Source organism: Allobosea sp. NPDC055594, from assembly GCF_053618995.1.
Genome location: NZ_JBSHIO010000002.1, coordinates 628,326 through 644,421, shown reverse-complemented (window position 1 = coordinate 644,421; position 16,096 = coordinate 628,326). Strand labels below are relative to the sequence as shown.

The 16,096-nt window shown below is 66.9% G+C and carries 21 protein-coding genes; 9 read left to right on the top strand and 12 right to left on the bottom strand.

Features of this window, described 5'->3' with window-relative positions; all coding sequences use genetic code 11:
• Positions 1–4 precede the first annotated feature (4 nt).
• The 3 genes from ACWGRX_RS06970 to ACWGRX_RS06960 all read left to right on the top strand — a co-directional run bounded on the left by ACWGRX_RS06970 (position 5) and on the right by ACWGRX_RS06960 (position 1,563).
• Entirely contained in the window at positions 5–277 is a 273-nt protein-coding gene (locus tag ACWGRX_RS06970) for a DUF3303 domain-containing protein (RefSeq protein ID WP_452116921.1), read from the top strand.
• 93 nt (positions 278–370) lie between these two features.
• The gene (fabI, locus tag ACWGRX_RS06965; RefSeq protein WP_291639977.1) at positions 371–1,204 is read left to right on the top strand and encodes an enoyl-ACP reductase FabI; all 834 of its coding nucleotides are present in this window, start codon (positions 371–373) and stop codon (positions 1,202–1,204) included.
• 113 nt (positions 1,205–1,317) lie between these two features.
• On the top strand, positions 1,318–1,563 hold the full coding sequence (locus ACWGRX_RS06960; RefSeq protein WP_291639975.1) for a DUF2188 domain-containing protein: 246 nt from the start codon (positions 1,318–1,320) through the stop codon (positions 1,561–1,563).
• Between the two features lie 6 nt (positions 1,564–1,569).
• On the opposite strand, the gene ACWGRX_RS06955 is transcribed toward ACWGRX_RS06960, so the two are convergent.
• The 5 genes from ACWGRX_RS06955 to ACWGRX_RS06935 form a co-directional block, all read right to left on the bottom strand.
• Positions 1,570–1,935, bottom strand: coding sequence for a hypothetical protein (locus ACWGRX_RS06955; protein ID WP_452116920.1), 366 nt, complete (start codon positions 1,933–1,935; stop codon positions 1,570–1,572).
• Positions 1,936–2,056: 121 nt separating this feature from the next.
• Entirely contained in the window at positions 2,057–3,250 is a 1,194-nt protein-coding gene (gene metZ, locus ACWGRX_RS06950; RefSeq protein WP_452116919.1) for an O-succinylhomoserine sulfhydrylase, read from the bottom strand.
• A 141-nt stretch (positions 3,251–3,391) separates the two neighbouring features.
• Entirely contained in the window at positions 3,392–3,811 is a 420-nt protein-coding gene (gene arsC / locus ACWGRX_RS06945) for an arsenate reductase (glutaredoxin) (protein ID WP_452116918.1), read from the bottom strand.
• Entirely contained in the window at positions 3,808–4,506 is a 699-nt protein-coding gene (locus ACWGRX_RS06940; protein ID WP_452116917.1) for an aquaporin, read from the bottom strand. The genes arsC and ACWGRX_RS06940 overlap by 4 nt, the downstream gene beginning before the upstream one ends.
• Positions 4,503–4,850 carry an ArsR/SmtB family transcription factor gene (locus tag ACWGRX_RS06935; RefSeq protein ID WP_452116916.1) on the bottom strand — a complete coding sequence of 116 codons (348 nt, stop codon included), beginning with the start codon at positions 4,848–4,850 and terminating at the stop codon, positions 4,503–4,505. Before ACWGRX_RS06935 ends, ACWGRX_RS06940 begins: the two co-directional genes overlap by 4 nt.
• 46 nt (positions 4,851–4,896) lie before the next feature.
• Between ACWGRX_RS06935 and ACWGRX_RS06930 the strand changes: the two genes are divergently transcribed.
• Positions 4,897–5,421, top strand: a complete 525-nt coding sequence (locus ACWGRX_RS06930) for a DUF6428 family protein (protein WP_452116915.1) — start codon at positions 4,897–4,899, stop codon at positions 5,419–5,421.
• Positions 5,422–5,464: 43 nt separating this feature from the next.
• Here the strand turns inward: ACWGRX_RS06930 and ACWGRX_RS06925 are convergent, their stop codons facing one another.
• The 3 genes from ACWGRX_RS06925 to ACWGRX_RS06915 all read right to left on the bottom strand — a co-directional run bounded on the left by ACWGRX_RS06925 (position 5,465) and on the right by ACWGRX_RS06915 (position 8,166).
• Positions 5,465–6,241 carry an ABC transporter ATP-binding protein gene (locus ACWGRX_RS06925; protein ID WP_452116914.1) on the bottom strand — a complete coding sequence of 259 codons (777 nt, stop codon included), beginning with the start codon at positions 6,239–6,241 and terminating at the stop codon, positions 5,465–5,467.
• A complete protein-coding gene (locus ACWGRX_RS06920) occupies positions 6,217–6,999 on the bottom strand; it encodes an ABC transporter permease (RefSeq protein ID WP_452116913.1) in 783 nt (260 codons plus the stop codon). The genes ACWGRX_RS06925 and ACWGRX_RS06920 overlap by 25 nt, the downstream gene beginning before the upstream one ends.
• Positions 7,000–7,140: 141 nt before the next feature.
• Positions 7,141–8,166, bottom strand: a complete 1,026-nt coding sequence (locus ACWGRX_RS06915; RefSeq protein ID WP_452116912.1) for an ABC transporter substrate-binding protein — start codon at positions 8,164–8,166, stop codon at positions 7,141–7,143.
• 155 nt (positions 8,167–8,321) lie between these two features.
• On the opposite strand from ACWGRX_RS06915, the gene ACWGRX_RS06910 reads away from it, so the two are divergent.
• The 3 genes from ACWGRX_RS06910 to ACWGRX_RS06900 all read left to right on the top strand — a co-directional run bounded on the left by ACWGRX_RS06910 (position 8,322) and on the right by ACWGRX_RS06900 (position 10,735).
• A complete protein-coding gene (locus ACWGRX_RS06910) occupies positions 8,322–8,792 on the top strand; it encodes an Lrp/AsnC family transcriptional regulator (protein ID WP_066478449.1) in 471 nt (156 codons plus the stop codon).
• 260 nt (positions 8,793–9,052) lie between these two features.
• Complete coding sequence (locus ACWGRX_RS06905) at positions 9,053–9,739, top strand: fumarylacetoacetate hydrolase family protein (RefSeq protein WP_291639954.1); 687 nt, start codon at positions 9,053–9,055, stop codon at positions 9,737–9,739.
• A gap of 66 nt (positions 9,740–9,805) precedes the next feature.
• Positions 9,806–10,735 (top strand): dihydrodipicolinate synthase family protein, encoded by a 930-nt coding sequence (locus tag ACWGRX_RS06900; RefSeq protein WP_452116911.1) that lies wholly within the window; start codon positions 9,806–9,808, stop codon positions 10,733–10,735.
• 101 nt (positions 10,736–10,836) lie between these two features.
• Here the strand turns inward: ACWGRX_RS06900 and ACWGRX_RS06895 are convergent, their stop codons facing one another.
• The 4 genes from ACWGRX_RS06895 to ACWGRX_RS06880 all read right to left on the bottom strand — a co-directional run bounded on the left by ACWGRX_RS06895 (position 10,837) and on the right by ACWGRX_RS06880 (position 14,493).
• Entirely contained in the window at positions 10,837–11,619 is a 783-nt protein-coding gene (locus ACWGRX_RS06895) for an ABC transporter ATP-binding protein (RefSeq protein WP_452116910.1), read from the bottom strand.
• Positions 11,620–11,778: 159 nt separating this feature from the next.
• Positions 11,779–12,771, bottom strand: coding sequence for an ABC transporter substrate-binding protein (locus tag ACWGRX_RS06890; protein ID WP_452116909.1), 993 nt, complete (start codon positions 12,769–12,771; stop codon positions 11,779–11,781).
• Positions 12,772–12,829: 58 nt separating this feature from the next.
• Positions 12,830–13,648 (bottom strand): ABC transporter permease, encoded by an 819-nt coding sequence (locus ACWGRX_RS06885; protein WP_452116908.1) that lies wholly within the window; start codon positions 13,646–13,648, stop codon positions 12,830–12,832.
• The gene (locus tag ACWGRX_RS06880; RefSeq protein WP_452116907.1) at positions 13,645–14,493 is read right to left on the bottom strand and encodes an IclR family transcriptional regulator; all 849 of its coding nucleotides are present in this window, start codon (positions 14,491–14,493) and stop codon (positions 13,645–13,647) included. Before ACWGRX_RS06880 ends, ACWGRX_RS06885 begins: the two co-directional genes overlap by 4 nt.
• A gap of 118 nt (positions 14,494–14,611) precedes the next feature.
• Between ACWGRX_RS06880 and ACWGRX_RS06875 the strand changes: the two genes are divergently transcribed.
• Positions 14,612–15,310: a hypothetical protein gene (locus ACWGRX_RS06875; RefSeq protein WP_452116906.1), complete on the top strand. Its 699-nt coding sequence runs from the start codon at positions 14,612–14,614 to the stop codon at positions 15,308–15,310.
• Positions 15,310–16,092 carry an SDR family NAD(P)-dependent oxidoreductase gene (locus ACWGRX_RS06870; protein ID WP_291641289.1) on the top strand — a complete coding sequence of 261 codons (783 nt, stop codon included), beginning with the start codon at positions 15,310–15,312 and terminating at the stop codon, positions 16,090–16,092. The genes ACWGRX_RS06875 and ACWGRX_RS06870 overlap by 1 nt, the downstream gene beginning before the upstream one ends.
• Positions 16,093–16,096 lie beyond the last annotated feature (4 nt).

The following is a 16,096-nucleotide window of genomic DNA, read 5'->3' as shown; positions in this document are numbered from 1 at the left end:
CGCCATGCTGTTCATGGTGATCGAGCATTTCGATCAGGGGCGCGTGAAGGATGTCTACGCTCGGTTCGCCGAGCGGGGCCGGATGGCGCCGGACGGGCTGCGCTACGCTGACAGCTGGGTCGCTGCCGATCTTTCACGTTGCTTCCAGGTCATGGAATGCGACGACATCACCTTGCTGCAGCAATGGGTGCTTGCCTGGGGCGATCTCGTCCGTTTCGAGATCGTGCCGCTCGCGACCTCGAAGGCGACCGCCGCAGCCCTGAGCGGGCAGACCTGAGCGGCGCCGCGAGGCGCCTGATCCGCTCCGGGCTTCCGGGGCGGTGAAAATGCCGCTATGAGCGGCAATTGATCGCAGCCAGACCGGAACCCCATGCTTCCCTTGATGCACAACAAGCGCGGCCTCGTCATGGGCGTCGCCAACCAGAATTCGATCGCCTGGGGCATCGCCCGCACCTTGCACGCCCATGGTGCCGAGATGGCCTTCACCTATCAGGGCGAGGCGCTGGGCAAGCGCGTCAAGCCGCTCGCCGAGAGCATCGGCTCCAAGCTGATCATTCCCTGCGATGTCGAGGACATCGCTTCGGTCGACGCGACCTTCGCGGCGCTGGACGAGGCCTGGGGCGGCGATCCCGAGCGCAACACGCTCGATTTCCTGATCCACGCCATCGGCTTCTCCGACAAGAACGAGCTCAAGGGCCTCTATGCCGACACCAGCCGCGAGAATTTCTCGCGCACCATGGTGATCTCCTGCTTCTCCTTCACGGAGGCAGCCAAGCGCGCCGCCGAGCGTATGCCGCTGGGCGGCAGCATGATCACGCTGACCTATGGCGGCTCGACCCGCGTAATGCCGAACTACAATGTCATGGGCGTCGCCAAGGCGGCGCTCGAGGCGAGCATGCGCTATCTCGCGGCCGATTACGGCCCGCGCGGCATCCGCGTCAACGCGCTCTCGCCCGGACCTGTACGCACGCTCGCCGGCGCCGGCATCTCCGACGCCCGTGCGATGTACTCCTGGCAGCGGGCCAATTCGCCCCTGCGCAAATCGGTGTCGCTCGAGGATATCGGCGGTGCCGCGCTGTATTATCTTTCCGATCTTTCGGGCGGCGTCACCGGCGACATCCATCATGTCGATGCCGGCTACAACATCACCTCGATGCCGGTGCTCGACGGGTTGCGCGCCGCCGATTCCGGCAATGGCGAATAGGTCGGGCGGCGGAGCGCGGCCCTTCCCTCGATCGGCCTGACGGCGTTATCCTCGCTCATGGTGGAACCCGACGCGGCCGCGGCGGTTCGACCTGTGAGCGATGGAGAATGCTCATGGTCATCGTCAAATACGAGGTCGTCCAGCACGATGGCGGCTGGGCCTATAAGGCAGGCGGGGCGCTCTCCGAGACGTACCGGACGCATGATGCTGCGCTGAAGGCGGCCGAGAAGGCGGCGGCGCGGCAGAAGCGGCCTGGCACCACCGACGGCATCGTCTACCAGGACGCCGATGGCCGATGGCATGAGGAACTCGCTGACGGACGCGACCGGCCGGGAACGCGCGTCGTCGACGAGCCCTGAGCCCTCTCAGTTCTGGGTGAAGAAGGTCAGCAGCACCTTGCCCTTCTCGCCGAGCAGGCAGAGGAAGCGGCGTGGCTTGTCGGAGCGATCGGTCTTCAGATAGGCCTCGCCCATGATGATGCGCGTGATCCGCGTATCCTCGACCTTGGTTTCCGAGGTCGCGATCGTCAGCCCGTCCTCATCGATCACGATGTCCTTGATCTCGGGCTCGCGCGCGGTGATCGCCACCATCGCCGTCGACTTGCAGGCCGCAAGTTCGGGCGATGCCGGCTTCTCGACCGGCGCGGGCGAGGCCGGCGAGGCGTTCTGCGCCAGGCCAGGGGCGGCGAGAGAAGCGAGCAGCGCGGTCGCGCAGGCGATGCGTCGGAGCATGTGAACCTCGGTTGCTGTCGAGGTTCAACGCGGATCGGCCTGCCAGGTTCAATTCTGCCGCGGTGCTCATCGTTCCAGGCGAGCGTCACTGCGGCCGGAATGACGGGCGCCGGCCCCGAATTCAGCCGCCCAGCGCCTGCTGGAGATCGGCGATCAGGTCGTCGGCGTGCTCGAGGCCGATCGAGAGGCGGATCAGCCCATCGCCGACCCCCATGCTGGCGCGCACTTCCGGCGTGAAGCGCTGATGCGTCGTCGTCGCCGGGTGGACGATCAGGCTCTTGGCGTCGCCGAGATTGTTGGAGATGCGGATCAGCCTGAGCCTGTTGAGGAAGCGGAAGGCGCCTTGCTTGCCGCCAGCGACCTCGAAGGCGATCAGCGTCGAGGGGCCGCTCATCTGCCGGGCGATGATCTCGGCTTGGGGATGCTCGGGGTCGCCGATGAAGGCGACATGTGGGAGTTCTTTGCGGCTCTTCAGCCATTTGGCGACCGCTGCCGCGTTCTGCGCCTGCTGGCGGATGCGCAGCGGCAGCGTCTCCAGCGCCTTCAGCATCACCCAGGCATTGAAGGGCGACAAGGCCGGGCCGGTCTGGCGCAGATAGGTCTGGATATCGCCCTCGATCAGCGCCTTCGCGCCGAGGATGAGCCCGCCCAGGCAGCGGCCCTGACCGTCGATGTGCTTGGTCGCGGAATAGACCACGAGATCCGCGCCGAGTTCGAGCGGGCGCTGGAAAAGCGGCGTGGCGAAGACATTGTCGACCACGAGGATGATGCCGGCCTCTTTAGCGATCGCGGCGACGGCGGCGATGTCGATCACCTCCAGCGTCGGATTGGCCGGGCTCTCCAGGAAGAACAGCTTGGTGTTGGGCTTGATCGCGGCACGCCAGGCGGAAGGGTCGGTGCCATCGACCAGGGTCGACTCGACGCCGTAGCGCGGCAGGTGATCCTCGATGACGTAGCGACAGGAGCCGAACAGCGCCCGCGCCGCAACGACATGGTCGCCGGCGCGCACCGGCGCCATCACGGCCGCAGTGACGGCGGCCATGCCGGTCGCGGTGGCGCGGCAGGTCTCGGCACCCTCGAAGGCGGCCATGCGCTGCTCCAGCATGGCGACGGTGGGATTGGAGAGGCGTCCGTACTGGAAGCCGGGATCGGTGTTGAGGAAGCGGCCCTCGCTCTGTTCGGCGCTGTCGTAGACATGGCCCTGCGTCAGGAACAGCGCCTCTGAGGTCTCGCCGAACTGCGAGCGCAGCGTGCCGGCATGGACCAGTCGGGTTTCAGGGTGCAGAGCTGATGTGTCCGCCGCTTCGATGCTCATGACCCGTCATCCGTTTCGTTCGTTATAACGGACGAAGCGAATATCACTGTCGATTGTGTTCGTAAAGGCGAACGTTTTTCCCTTCTAGGGACTGCCGCCGGCCGTGCTGTGTCAGGATTACGGGATGGGCTGTGCCCCGCCTCAGCGTCGCGGGCTGCTGGCGGGAACGACCAGTTCGCCATCCTCCTTGATGAACGGTCCGATCTGCGGGTTCGGCAAGATCTGCAGCACCTCTTCCGAAGGCCGGCAGAGCCTGGTTCCCTTCGGCGTCTCGACGATGGGACGGTTGATCAGGAACGGGTGCGCCAGCATGAAATCGACCAGTTCGTCATCCGTCCATTTCGCATTGCCGAGATCGAGCTCGGCATAGGGCGTGCCCTTTTCACGAAGCAGCCCCCGCGCGCCGATCCCCATGGCCTCGATCAGTTCGATGAGCCGGGCGCGATCTGGCGGTGTCTTGAGGTACTCGACGATGACGGGGTCTTCGCCGCTCTTTCGGATCATGGCGAGCGTGTTGCGGGAGGTGCCGCAAGCCGGGTTGTGGAAGATCGTGATGGTCATGGTCGTCCCTCGGCGGCTCGGATTTCGGTATTGTCTGTGCGCGCTGACAACAACCATGTCATCGCGGCCAATGCGCAGAGCGCGCCTGCCAATTCGGCCAGGATGAAGCCCGGCAGGTCGATGGCCCGGATTCCGGCGAATGTGTCGGTCAGCGATCGTGCGATCGCGACCGCCGGGTTGGCGAAGGAGGTCGAGGCGGTGAACCAGTAGGCCGCTGCGATATAGAGGCCGACCAGCCAGGGGACGGCGCTCCGTTCGAAGCGCAGCCCGGCGAGGATGGTCGCCGCGAGCCCAAAGGTTGCGAGCCCTTCTGAGAGCCATTGCTCGCCGCCGGTTCTGATCCTGGAAGAGGCGTGCAGCAACGGCAGCGCGAACATCGCATGCGCGACCAGGGTTCCGGCGATGCCGCCGACCGTCTGGACGAGCATGTAGAGCCCGGCATCCCGGCGCGGCAACTCGCCTCTGAGCGCAAGGATCAGGCTGATCGCCGGGTTGAAATGTGCGCCCGAGACCGGCCCGAGCACGGTGATGAGCACGACGAGCATCGCCCCGGTCGCCAGCGTGTTGGCGAGCAGGGTCAGCGCCGGGTCGCGGGCGAGCGTGTCCGCCATGATGCCGGAGCCGACGACGGTCGCGACCAGGAAGGCCGTGCCGATGGATTCGGCCGCGAGGCGCTGGGGCAGAGCGCTGCTCATGGCGATCCGGCCGCGCAGCAATCGGCCAGCGCGGCGACCGCTGGACCGCAGATCGCGGGATGACCCTGGCAGCAATCACGCATCAGGAAGGCGACGAGGTCCGACAGCGCCGGATAAGCCACGCTATAGATGATCGAACGCGCCTCGCGGCGCGACTGGACCAGGCCCGCCTGCTCGAGATGGCTGAGGTGGAAGGAAAGGCGCGACGAGGAGGCGCCGACCGTCTCGCCGATCGCGCCGGCGGCGAGCCCGTCTGGCCCCGCCGTAACCAGCAGTCGGATGATGCGCAGTCTGGTTTCCTGCGAGAGGGCCGAAAAGGCGGCGAGGGCTTGCGCTTCCGTCATTTTCATCTCAACATCTCAATAGAGATTGAAATGAAGGTAGCCGAAGATGCCGATCGAAGCCAGCCCCTCGCCGGTGGATTTTCAGGGCGATGCCTTGCTCGGGACGCTTCTCGATGCTCTCGAACCCTATGCGGCCCTGCCCCTGCTGTTCGACTATGCCGGGCGGACGATCCAGCCCGGCTATCACCTGACCGAGGTCAAGGCAGGGGCTTTCGTCACGCTCGACTGTGGCGGAAATCCCGACCGTTGGCAGGAGACGATCCTCCAGATCGAGGACCTGCCGGCGAGTGATGACGACGGCTGCATGCTGGTCGGAAAGTTCCGGTCGATCCTCGACCGGGTCGCGGCGCGAATCGCATTGGCGGCGGATGCCCGCCTGACTTTCGAAGTTGGCAGGCCGGACGAGCCGATGCGGATCTTCGATCTCGCTGCGCTCGCGCCGCAGCAGGGGCACGTCCTCCTGCGGCTCATGGCGCGATCGGCCATCTGCAAGCCGCGTCACCGCGCAGCGCGCCAAGTCACCAGACCGGCATGCTGTGCGCCCGCGTCACCGCAGGCGGGCTGCTGCTGATCGATTGCCCGGAGCCGGCGCCGCGGTTCTGTGCGGGGCGGGCTCAGATCGCCGCGCCGTCGCTCACCGTATCGGCTCCGAGGTCGACGCGCACCGCCCGCACGATCTCGGCTTCCGCCGCCGCGCCGCGCCGGCGCGGATGCGGCGCCGAAATCCGGTGCTCGGCGATGATCTGGCCGGGCGCGCCCGAGAGCACCACCACTCGGTCGGCGAGATAGGCGGCCTCGTCGATGTCATGGGTGACGAAGAGCACGGTCTTGCCGGTGCGCTGCCAGACGCGGATCAGCTCGTCCTGCAGCGTCTCGCGGGTCAGCGCGTCGAGCGCCGAGAAGGGCTCGTCCATCAGGAGGATTTCCGGCTCGACCGCGAGCGCCCGCGCCAGCGAGACGCGCTGGCGCTGGCCGCCGGAGAGCTGGTGCGGCCAGCGCTGGGCGAGTCCGCCGAGGCCGACGAGATCCAGCGTCTCCTGCGCCTTGGCGAGGCGCTCGCCCCGCGATGCCCGGCCTTCGAGACCGAAGCCGACATTCGAGATCACCTTGCGCCAGGGCAGCAGGCGCGAATCCTGGAAGACCAGGGCGACCGGCCGGCGCGAATTATCCTTCGCGTGGATCGTCACCTCGCCGCCGCTCGGCCTGGCGAGGCCGGCGATGACGCGTAGCAGCGTCGACTTGCCGACGCCGGAAGGGCCGACAATGGCGAGGAATTCGCCGCGCGCGACCTGAAGGTCGAGTTTGCGCAGCACCTCGGTCGCCTCGCCGTCGCGGGTGAAGGTCAGCGACAGGCCCTTGATGTCGATCACGCTTTCCAACGCAGCACCCATTTCTGGAAGGCGACGAAGGCCGTGTCGAGCAGCCCGTAAAGAGCAGCCATCGTCAGCATGTAGATCACCACGAGATCGGTCGCGAGCAGGCTCGAAGCCTGCATCATGCGCTGGCCGACCCCGGCGACGCCGAAGATCTCGGCCGCGACCACCGCCATCCAGGCCTGGCCGAGCGCGGTGCGCACGCCGACCAGGATGCCGGGCATCGCCGCCGGCAGCAGGATCTTGGCGAGCCGCTGCCACGCCGAGTGGAAGCCGAAGGCGTCGGCGACCTCGATCAGGTCGCGGTCGACGCCGCGGATCGCGCCCTGCGCCGCGAAGAACACGATCCAGAACACGCCGATCGCGATGATGAATACCGCCGCCTGCGGGTTGACGCCGAACCAGATGATCGCGAACGGGACCCAGGCGAGACCGGGGATCGGCCGCAGCAGGCGCACCACCCAGGAACTCAGCTCCTCGGCGATCTTCGACATGCCGGTCAGCACGCCGAGCGCGATGCCGAGGCCGGCGCCGGTGCCGAGCCCGATGAAATAGTGCCCGAGCGAGCCGGCGATCGCCGACAGCCAGGCCCCCGACTGGACCTCGCGCAGAAAGGCGGCCGGCAGCGCGCTCGGCCCGGGCAGGAAGGCCGGGTTGACGATGCCGAAAAAGGGGATCGCCTCCCACAGCAGCAGGAAGGCGACGAGGCCCGTCAGGGCTAGGGCCGGGGCCCGTAATGACTGCAAGATCGTTCCTATCGAGTGCTCAAGCCTCATCCTGAGGAGCCGCAAAGCGGCGTCTCGAAGGATGGTCCAGGAGGCTCGGGCGAGTTCTGGAAGATCCTTCGAGACGCGATCCGTTCGGATCGCTCCTCAGGATGAGGGCGATGCTTCAGCGCGGTAGTCTCGCAACCGCCGTCAGCCGGTCACCTTGAGGGCCCGCTCGTAGAACTGCGCCTCGAACAGGCCGTCGAAGGGCAGCTCCTTCTCCAGCGAGCCGAGCTTGACCTGATAGGCCTGCATGGCCCGCGCCGGTGCGATGATCTTGCGCGGGTCGATCTCGAACTTGCTCGCCGGGGAAACCAGCGCCTTCTGGATCAAGGCTGGGTCGACGATACCCTTGCCGAGCGCGGCGCCGACATGGGGGGCGGCCTTGTCCGGCGACTTGGCGAGCAGGTCGGCGGCGCGGACGAGGCCGTTGACCAGCTTCTGGACCGCGTCGGGGTTCTTGCTGACGAAATTGCCGGAGGCGGCGACGACCGTGCCGGGCTGACCTGGGAAGAGTTCCTCGCCGCCGGCGATCAGCTTGATGCCGGGATTGCGGGTCTGGACGATGGTTAGGGCCGGCTCGCGCACGATCGCGCCCTCGACGGCGCCGGCGAGCACCGCCTGCTGCGTCGCGTCGATACCCATCGGCACGATCTCGACATCGGCCTTGTCGGCCTTGGCGACCTCCCAGAGCCAGTATTGCAGCACGGTGTTCGGTACCGAGCCGGCCGGCTGCGTGGCGAGCCGCGCGGCCTTGCCGGTCGCGGCCTTGTGCGCCTTGAAGGCGGCCGCTGCGGCCGTGCCCGTCGTGAAGAATTTCGCCAGCGCGGGGGCCGCGACGAAGACGTTCTCACCGGTCGCGGTCGAGGCGACGACACGGATGTCGACGCCGCGCGAGCGGGCGACGGCAAGCGGCGCGACGCCGGCGACGTAGAGGTCGATCGTGCCCGAGGCGAGCGCCTGGATCATGTTCGGACCGGATTCGAACACGGTGAAGGCGGGCTCGATCCCGGCCTGTTTCAGCCAGCCCTCGCCATTGGCGACGAAGATCGGCGCGGTGCCGATGATCGGGATGTAGCCGATGCGGGCGGCAATTGGGGCCTGCGCGCGGACGCCGGTGAAAGGCGTGGCGGCGAGCAGCGAAGAGCCGGCGAGCAGGAACTGGCGGCGGTCCATGGCTTAATCCCTCGATCAGCGTGTGTATCTCAGCCTATTGACGTCTGATAAAAGGATTTTCTATCTAATGACAATAACTTGCCGGTAAAAAGAAATTCCTTCTAACGATGCCGGTTCAGAGAAATAATTCGTCTCGAAATCCAAGGATCTATGGAATGGACGCGATCGACCGGAAGATTCTCACCGTCCTGCAGGCGGACGCCAACATCTCGATCGCGGAGCTCGCCGACCGTGTCGGCCTGTCGCAGACACCGTGCTGGAAGCGCATTCAGCGCCTGGAGCAGTCCGGCGTCATCACGAAGCGCGTCGCGCTGGTGGCCCCGGAGCGGATCGGGCTCGGGCTGACCGTCTTTGTTCAGATCGAGACGGCCGACCATTCCGGCCCCTGGCTGGAGAAGTTCGCCCAGAGCGTCGCGGCGATGCCGGAGGTGATGGAGTTCTACCGCATGGCCGGCGACGTCGATTACATGCTGCGCGTCGTCGTCGCCGACATGGCAGCCTATGACGGCTTCTACAAGAAGCTGATCGAGACGATTCCGCTGAAGAACGTCACCTCGCGCTTCGCCATGGAGCGGATCAAGGCGACCACCGCCTATAAGGTGCCGGACCTGCCGAAGGCGTCGTGATCGACGCTTCGGCCCGACACTTACCCTCATCCTGAGGAGCGCTCCGCAGGAGCACGTCTCGAAGGATGTGCCAGAGAGGCTCCAGAACCAGCTGGAGCATCCTTCGAGACGCAAGCTCCGCTTGCTCCTCAGGATGAGGGCTGGGGAGAGGAGGCTTGCCGGGAATGCCGGCATTGCAGGCCGGTCCCGCCTGCGATGGGCCTTGCCGAAGCCGGCTTGCTCCCGCATGAACGCTCTGGATTTCTCGAACGAGGCGCGCCATGTCCAGCTATGTCATCGACCCGCCGAAGGTTGCCGCTGCCCCAGTCGCAGGCGGCGGGCTCTTCCCGGTGCGCCGCATCTTCTGCGTCGGGCGCAACTACGCCGAGCACACCCGCGAGATGGGCGGTGATCCCGATCGCGAGGAACCCTTCTTCTTCACCAAGCCGGCCGATGCGCTCCTGATCGCTGGCGCCGACATGCCCTATCCGACCAAGACCGCCGATCTGCACCACGAGATGGAGCTCGTCGTGGCGATCGGGAAGGGTGGCAAGGACATCGCCGAGGCCGATGCGCTCGGCCATGTCTATGGCTATGCCGCCGGCCTCGATATGACGCGTCGCGACCTGCAGGCCGCCGCCAAGAAGGCCGGCCGGCCCTGGGACATGGCCAAGGGCTTCGACCTCTCGGCGCCGATCGGCGAGATCGTGCCGGCGGCCAGGGCAGGCCATCCCGATGCCGGACTGATCGAGCTCAAGGTCAACGGCAAGGTCCGCCAGAGTTCCGATCTCGCCAAGCAGATCTGGAACGTGCCCGAGACCATCGCTTATCTCTCCGGTCTGATCGAGCTCGCGCCCGGCGATTTGATCCTGACCGGAACGCCGGAAGGCGTCGCCGCGGTGGTGAAGGGCGATCTGCTGGAAGGCTCCATCGCCGGCGTCGGCAGCGTCCGCACCCGCATCGTCTGAAGTTTCGGCCTCAGCCGGCCGCCCTTGCGGCCGCTCCGCGATTATCGTGAATAGGTAGGATCGAACATGCGTCTGACTCCCGAAGCCGGCGGCGTCTTCCCGATCGCCCCGACCCCGTTCATGCCCGACGGCACTGTCGACTGGAACTCGGCCGACAAGCTCTTCGAGTTCTATGCCGATATCGGCTCGGACGGCGTCACCGTGCTCGGCATCATGGGCGAGGCGCCCAAGCTCGAGCCGGAGGAATCGGTCGGCCTCGTCAAGCGTGCCGTCGCCAAGATGGGCGGCAAGCCGATCATCGTCGGCGTTTCGGCTCCGGGCTTCGCCGCGATGCGCTCGCTCGCCCGCCAGGTCATGGACCTCGGCGCCGGCGGCGTGATGATCGCGCCGCCGCCGAGCCTGCGCACCGATGACCAGATCACCGGCTATTACGCCCAGGCCGTCGAGGCGATCGGCGCCGACATCCCCTTCGTCATCCAGGACTATCCGCTGACGCTCTCGGTGGTGATGACGCCCGCCGTCATCCGCAAGATCATCCAGGACAACCCCTCCTGCGTGATGCTGAAGCACGAGGATTGGCCGGGGCTGGAGAAGATCTCGGCCCTGCGCAAATTCGAGGCCGAGGGCAGCCTGCGCCATGTCTCGATCGTCACCGGCAATGGCGGCATCTTTCTCGATTTCGAGATGGAGCGCGGTGTCGACGGTGCCAATACCGGCTATGCCTTCCCGGAGCTGCTGATCGACGTCGTCAGGCTGAGCAAGGCCGGCAAGCGCGACGAGGCGCATGACATCTTCGACGCGCATCTGCCGCTGATGCGCTACGAGCAGCAGCAGGGCGTCGGCCTTGCGGTGCGCAAATACACCATGATGAAGCGCGGCATCCTCGCCCATGACGCGCAGCGCAAGCCGGGTTCCGCCCTGTCCGCCGCGGCCAAGGCCGAGGTCGATTACCTGCTCGCCCGCCTCGCCAGGCACGATCCGCGCGCCGAGCTCTGAGCCTGTCCGGCAAGGCTTTCCGCGACGCAACATGGCGGCGCTCCGGTCGAAACGGGAGCACCGTTTTTGCTTGGCGCCAGCCGCGGCCGGGCGCGGATGTCTCAGTACTTGATCACGCCGAAGCGCCGGAAGGCGTCGTGGATGCGGTCGGCATAGGTGTTGAAGCTCGGGTAATCGCCGAGATGGGCCGGGCGCGGCCGCGGCAGCTCGATCTTGATCTCGTCGACGATCCGCCCCGGCGTCGGCGACATCACCAGCACCCGGTCGGAGAGGCCGATCGCCTCGTCGATCGAATGGGTGATGAAGACCACGGTCTTGGCTTGTTCCAGCCAGAGCATTTCGAGATCGTGCCGGATCTGGGTGCGGGTGATCGCGTCGAGCGCGCCGAAGGGCTCGTCCATCATCAGCACGGACGGGTCGTGGATCAGCGCCCGGGCGATCGAGACGCGCTGGCGCATCCCGCCCGAGAGCTGCTTCGGATAGCGATCGACGGCATGGCTGATGCCGAGCTTCTTGAAGAGTTCGAGCGCCCGCTCCTTCGCCGGCGCGAGCGGCAGGCCGCGGATCTCGGCCTGGAGCATGACGTTCTCCAGCGCCGTCCTGAATTCGAGCAGGAGATGATCCTGGAAGACGATGCCGATATCGGTCAGCGGCTCGCGCAGGGCCTTGCCGTTGACCAGGAGCTCGCCGCTGCTGGTCGGGATCAGCCCGGCCGCCATCAGCATGAAGGTGCTCTTGCCGCAGCCGGACGGGCCGATCAGGCTGACGAACTCGCCGCTCTTGATGTCGAGCGTCAGGCCGTCGACGGCGGTGAAGCCGCCGAAGCTCTTGACGATGCCGCGCCCCTCGATCGAGGCGGCGGCGGAAGCGGCTGTGGCGGTCATTTTTCGTTCCCAGTCGAGAACCGATCCGTCTTCCGGGCAAGCCGCGAAGCGGCGTAGACCCGGAATCCATCGAAAGGCGTCATGCTCTACGATGGATTCCGGCGCTCCGCTGCTCTGCGGCCGGAATGACGGCGCGGTTCCGGTGATGCTTCGTGCGGCCTAAGAGCAGGCCGGCGGCGAGGCCGGCAGCAGCTCGGTGGTGTAGTAGTCGGTGATCGGCTTGTCCTTGGGCAGGCCGAGATACTGGGTCAGCAGCTCGAAGCTGGTGTTCCAGTTCTTCTCCGGCACCTTGCCGAGCGCGGTCGCGCCGGGAGCGCAGAGCAGCTTGTTGACCACGTCGAACTGGGCCAGCACCTGCGCCTTCTTCACCGAGGGGAACTGGGCGACGACTGCGTCGGCGGCGGCATCGGGGTTCTTGCGGGCGGTGTCCCAGCCCTGCAGGCTCGCCTCGATGAACTTATTGTAGAGATCGCCATCGGCCTTGATCTTGTCGTCGCGCGCGATGATCGAGAGTCCGACCGTCGGCACGCCGACATCGCGGTAGAACATGTCGCGCACCTTGAAGCCGCGCTCGCGGATCTGGATCGAGTGGAAATCGGCGCCGCCCAGGATCGCGTCGACCTTCTTCTCGAGCAGCGCGCCGACGAAGGCGCCCGGATCGATGTTGATGATGTCGACCTTGCTCTTGTCGATCTGGTTCGAGGCGAGGATGGCGTCGAGCAGGATCGTCTGTGCCGTGCCGGGCTGGACCGCGAGTTTCTTGCCGACCAGGTCCTTGGGCGAGGCGATGCCGCTGTCTTCGAGCGAGATGATGGCGAAGCCATTGGTCTGCAGCACCGGGGCGACGATCTTCACCGGCGCGCCCTTGGTGCGCAGCTGCATCGCGGCTGGCGCATCGGCGAAGCCGACATCGCTCTGCCCGGTCGCGACCATCTGCGCCGTCGTGCCCGAGCCCTTGCCTTCCTCGATCGTCAGGTTGATCCCGGCCTTCTCATAGAGGCCCATCTGCTTGGCCATCATGAAGCCGGCATTCGGCGCAGCGGCGAGGAAGTTCAGCGTGATCTTCATCGGCTTGCCGCCGGCCTGGGCGAGCGCGCCTGACGAGCCGAGCGCCAGGACGGCGGCTGCGGTGAGTAAGGTCCTTCTGAGCATGATCCTGTCCTCCCTTATGGTTCCGGTTTGCCCGGCTTGATGGTCGTGTTCCTGGCCTTCAGCCCTTGCGCTGCCACGGCATCAGCAGCACTTCGAGCCCGTCGACGAGATAGCTGAACAGGATGCCGACGAAACTCAGCGCCACCAGGCAGGCGAAGATCAGCGGCATGTCGAGGAAGCTCGTCCCGCGCAGCAGGAGATAGCCGAGCCCGGCATTGGCGCCGACGAACTCGCCGACGATGGCGCCGGTCGCCGCGAACACCGCGGAGACCTTGAGGCCGGAGAAGATGTAGGTCAGCGCGGCTGGCACCCGGACATAGCGGAAGGTCTGCCAGGCCGAGGCGCCCATCGAGCGGGTCAGGTAGAGCACGCGCTCGTCCAGCGCTCTGAACCCCGTCATGCTGGCGACCAGCGTCGGGAAGAAGCAGAGCAGGAAGGTGAGCAGCACCTTCGGGAACAGGCCGAAGCCGAACCAGACCACGAAGAGCGGCGCGATCGCGATCTTCGGCACCAGCTGGAAGAAGACGATCACCGGATAGATCGCCTTCTCGAGCAGCTTCACCGAGACGATGACGTAGCCGAGCGGGATCGAGATCGCCGCCGCCATCAGGAAGCCGAGCACGATCTCGTTCGCCGTGACCAGCGTGTGCTGGAAGATCAGGGCGCGGTCGGTCCAGAGACGCTCGAAGAAGGCGCTTGGGACGGGGAGGATGTATTCCGGGATGCCGGCGGCCGGCACGAACCATTGCCAGGCGAGCAGCAGAACGGCGAAGCTCGCCAGCGGCCAGGCGATGGCGGAGGCCAGTGCGCCGGCTTTCGCGCCGCCGGTGGTGGCCGGTGCTGGGGCAGAAGTGGTGGCGGTGCTGTCCTGGCTCATGCGGCTGTTCCCGTTGCCGGTGCCGTAGCGCCCAGGCGCGGCGCCTGTGCGCCGGCCGGCGCGATCTGTCGGCGCCGCAACGGCCAGATTTCGGCCATGGCCTGGGCGGCGCGCTGCAGGGCGGCGGCGATTTCTTCGCGCCTGGCTTCGTGCATGCGCTGCAGTGGGCCGGCGACACTCAATGTCCCCGCGATGGCGACATCCGGCTCGGGGCCGGCGCGGAAGGTCACGGCCATGGCGACGGTGCCGATCTCGCCTTCCTCGACGGCGAGCGCGAAGCCGCGCCTGCGGGTCTCGTCGAGATGGGCGCGCAAGGCATCGACGTCGCCCAGCGCGTTAGGGCCGGTGCGTCCTTCCGCCTTGAAGCCGCGAGCGCAGACGATGCGCAGCGCCTCCGCCTCCGGCAGGCTGGTGAGCCAGGCTTTTCCGGTCGCGGTGGCGTGCAGCACGATGTCGGTGCCCATTGGCGGTTCATAGCGCAGGCCGGCCGTCGCGCCCTGCGCGCGGGCGATCCAGACGAGATCCTCGCCTTCGACGACGGCGAGGCGACAATATTCGCGGGTGGTGCGGGCGAGCTCGTCGAGCACCAGTTGGCCGGCGTCGGGCAGGCCGCGCAGGTCGAGATTGCGAAAGGCGAGCTGGGCCAGTTTCAGCGTCAGCCCATAGGCGCCGGAGCTGGCATCCTGCGCCACCAGGCCGCGCTCGGCGAGCGTCGCCAGCAGGCGATGCGTCGCGCTGACCGGCAGGCCAAGCCGTTCGGCGAGCAGGCTGAGATCGGCGCCCTCGGCCTCGTCGGCCAGGGCTTCCAGCATCTTCAATGCGCGCTCGACCGCAGCGATCGTCACCTGTTCCGTCCCGTTCGATGTTATAATTGGAAATGATTTCCAATTTGGATTTGATTTTCGTATACGGATGGAAGCGGGCCGAGTCAACGCGCCCGGCAGAGAGCCTGACGGAGGAAAGATGAGTCTGGCGGGTGAGGGGGCGGTCGCGATCTGGCACGACATCGCGCCGGAGGGCAGGGCGGATTTCTACGCCTGGCACGGGCAGGAGCACATGCCGGAGCGAGTCGGGATTCCCGGCTTCCTGCGCGGCCGGCGCTATGTCGCGATCGAGGCCGATCTCGAATTCTTCAACCTCTACGAGGCCCAGACCGTCGAGGTCCTGAAGGGCCAGGACTACACGGCTCGCGTCAATGCGCCCACGCCCTGGACTCTGTCGGCGGTAAAGCATTTCCGTTCGGTCGCCCGCTCGATCTGCCGTGTCGCCCACACGGCCGGGCCGGCTCAGGGCGGCCTGATCGCGACGCTGCGCTATGACGTGCCGGATGAGGCTGCCGAAAGCCACAAGGCCGCGCTGCTGCGCGGTCTCATTCCCGATCTGTTGGCCCGGCCGGGCGTCGCGGGTCTGCACCTGCTGACGGCCGATGCCCAGGCGAGCGGCGTCGCCACCGCCGAGCAGAAGGCGCGCGGCGTCGCCAATGCCGTGCCGCGCTGGGTGCTGCTGCTGGAAGGCTGGGGCGACGAGGCCGATTTCATCGCGCTGGCCAAGGCCGAGCTCGCCTCCGACCGGCTGGCGGCGCGCGGCGGTGAGGCGCCTTTCACGCTCGGCCTCTACCGCCACCAGATCACCCGCACCAAGACGCAGTGGAGTGCCGGCTGATGAGCGTGCGCTACGATCTTTCCGGCCGCTGCGCCATCGTTACCGGCGGCGCCGGTGGGCTGGGGCGAGGCATCGCCCGGGCGCTTCTCGCCGCCGGGGCGAGCGTCGAGCTCTGGGATCAGGATGCCAATGCGCTGACCGAGGCTGTCGTCGATCTCGGCCGCCGTGTGAGCCGGCGCCAGCTCGATATAAGGGTGGCCGGGGCGGTCGAGGAGGCGGCGCAAGCGGCCTTCGCCAGCCACGGCCGGATCGACATTCTCGTCAACAATGCCGGCGTGCTCGGCGAGGTGAAGCCGATCTGGGAGACGACGCCCGAGAATTTCCAGCGCGTGCTCCAGGTCAACCTGTTCGGCACCTATCTGGTGACCCGCTCGGTGGTCGGGCTGATGCGCCGTCAGGCGCCGCGCTCGCCCGATGCCGGCGGTCATCCCCTGCGCGGCCATGTTGTCAACATCGCCTCGATCCAGGGCAAGGAAGGCATGCCGATGGCCAGCGCCTATTCGGCCTCGAAGGCCGGGATGATCGCGCTGACCAAGAGCGTTGCCCGCGACACCGCGACGGACGGCATCATGGTCACGGCGGTGACGCCCTCGGCGGCCGAGACGGCGATGGCGAAGGAAATCTCCGCCGAGCGCCGGGCCGAGATCATGGCGCGCATTCCGATGGGCCGTTTCGTCGAGGTCGACGAGGTCGCCCGTATGGTGCTCTGGCTCTCCTCGGACGATTGCTCCTTCTCGACCGGCGGCATCTTCGATCTCTCGGGCGGGCGGGCGAGCTACTGAGCGC

Coding starts and splice junctions, on each gene's coding strand:
- ACWGRX_RS06970 (WP_452116921.1), top strand. CDS start 5: ATGCTGTTCATGGTGATCGAGCATTTCGATCAGGGGCGCGTGAAGGAT.
- fabI (WP_291639977.1), top strand. CDS start 371: ATGCTTCCCTTGATGCACAACAAGCGCGGCCTCGTCATGGGCGTCGCC.
- ACWGRX_RS06960 (WP_291639975.1), top strand. CDS start 1,318: ATGGTCATCGTCAAATACGAGGTCGTCCAGCACGATGGCGGCTGGGCC.
- ACWGRX_RS06955 (WP_452116920.1), bottom strand. CDS start 1,935: ATGCTCCGACGCATCGCCTGCGCGACCGCGCTGCTCGCTTCTCTCGCC.
- metZ (WP_452116919.1), bottom strand. CDS start 3,250: ATGAGCATCGAAGCGGCGGACACATCAGCTCTGCACCCTGAAACCCGA.
- arsC (WP_452116918.1), bottom strand. CDS start 3,811: ATGACCATCACGATCTTCCACAACCCGGCTTGCGGCACCTCCCGCAAC.
- ACWGRX_RS06940 (WP_452116917.1), bottom strand. CDS start 4,506: ATGAGCAGCGCTCTGCCCCAGCGCCTCGCGGCCGAATCCATCGGCACG.
- ACWGRX_RS06935 (WP_452116916.1), bottom strand. CDS start 4,850: ATGACGGAAGCGCAAGCCCTCGCCGCCTTTTCGGCCCTCTCGCAGGAA.
- ACWGRX_RS06930 (WP_452116915.1), top strand. CDS start 4,897: ATGCCGATCGAAGCCAGCCCCTCGCCGGTGGATTTTCAGGGCGATGCC.
- ACWGRX_RS06925 (WP_452116914.1), bottom strand. CDS start 6,241: ATGGGTGCTGCGTTGGAAAGCGTGATCGACATCAAGGGCCTGTCGCTG.
- ACWGRX_RS06920 (WP_452116913.1), bottom strand. CDS start 6,999: ATGAGGCTTGAGCACTCGATAGGAACGATCTTGCAGTCATTACGGGCC.
- ACWGRX_RS06915 (WP_452116912.1), bottom strand. CDS start 8,166: ATGGACCGCCGCCAGTTCCTGCTCGCCGGCTCTTCGCTGCTCGCCGCC.
- ACWGRX_RS06910 (WP_066478449.1), top strand. CDS start 8,322: ATGGACGCGATCGACCGGAAGATTCTCACCGTCCTGCAGGCGGACGCC.
- ACWGRX_RS06905 (WP_291639954.1), top strand. CDS start 9,053: ATGTCCAGCTATGTCATCGACCCGCCGAAGGTTGCCGCTGCCCCAGTC.
- ACWGRX_RS06900 (WP_452116911.1), top strand. CDS start 9,806: ATGCGTCTGACTCCCGAAGCCGGCGGCGTCTTCCCGATCGCCCCGACC.
- ACWGRX_RS06895 (WP_452116910.1), bottom strand. CDS start 11,619: ATGACCGCCACAGCCGCTTCCGCCGCCGCCTCGATCGAGGGGCGCGGC.
- ACWGRX_RS06890 (WP_452116909.1), bottom strand. CDS start 12,771: ATGCTCAGAAGGACCTTACTCACCGCAGCCGCCGTCCTGGCGCTCGGC.
- ACWGRX_RS06885 (WP_452116908.1), bottom strand. CDS start 13,648: ATGAGCCAGGACAGCACCGCCACCACTTCTGCCCCAGCACCGGCCACC.
- ACWGRX_RS06875 (WP_452116906.1), top strand. CDS start 14,612: ATGAGTCTGGCGGGTGAGGGGGCGGTCGCGATCTGGCACGACATCGCG.
- ACWGRX_RS06870 (WP_291641289.1), top strand. CDS start 15,310: ATGAGCGTGCGCTACGATCTTTCCGGCCGCTGCGCCATCGTTACCGGC.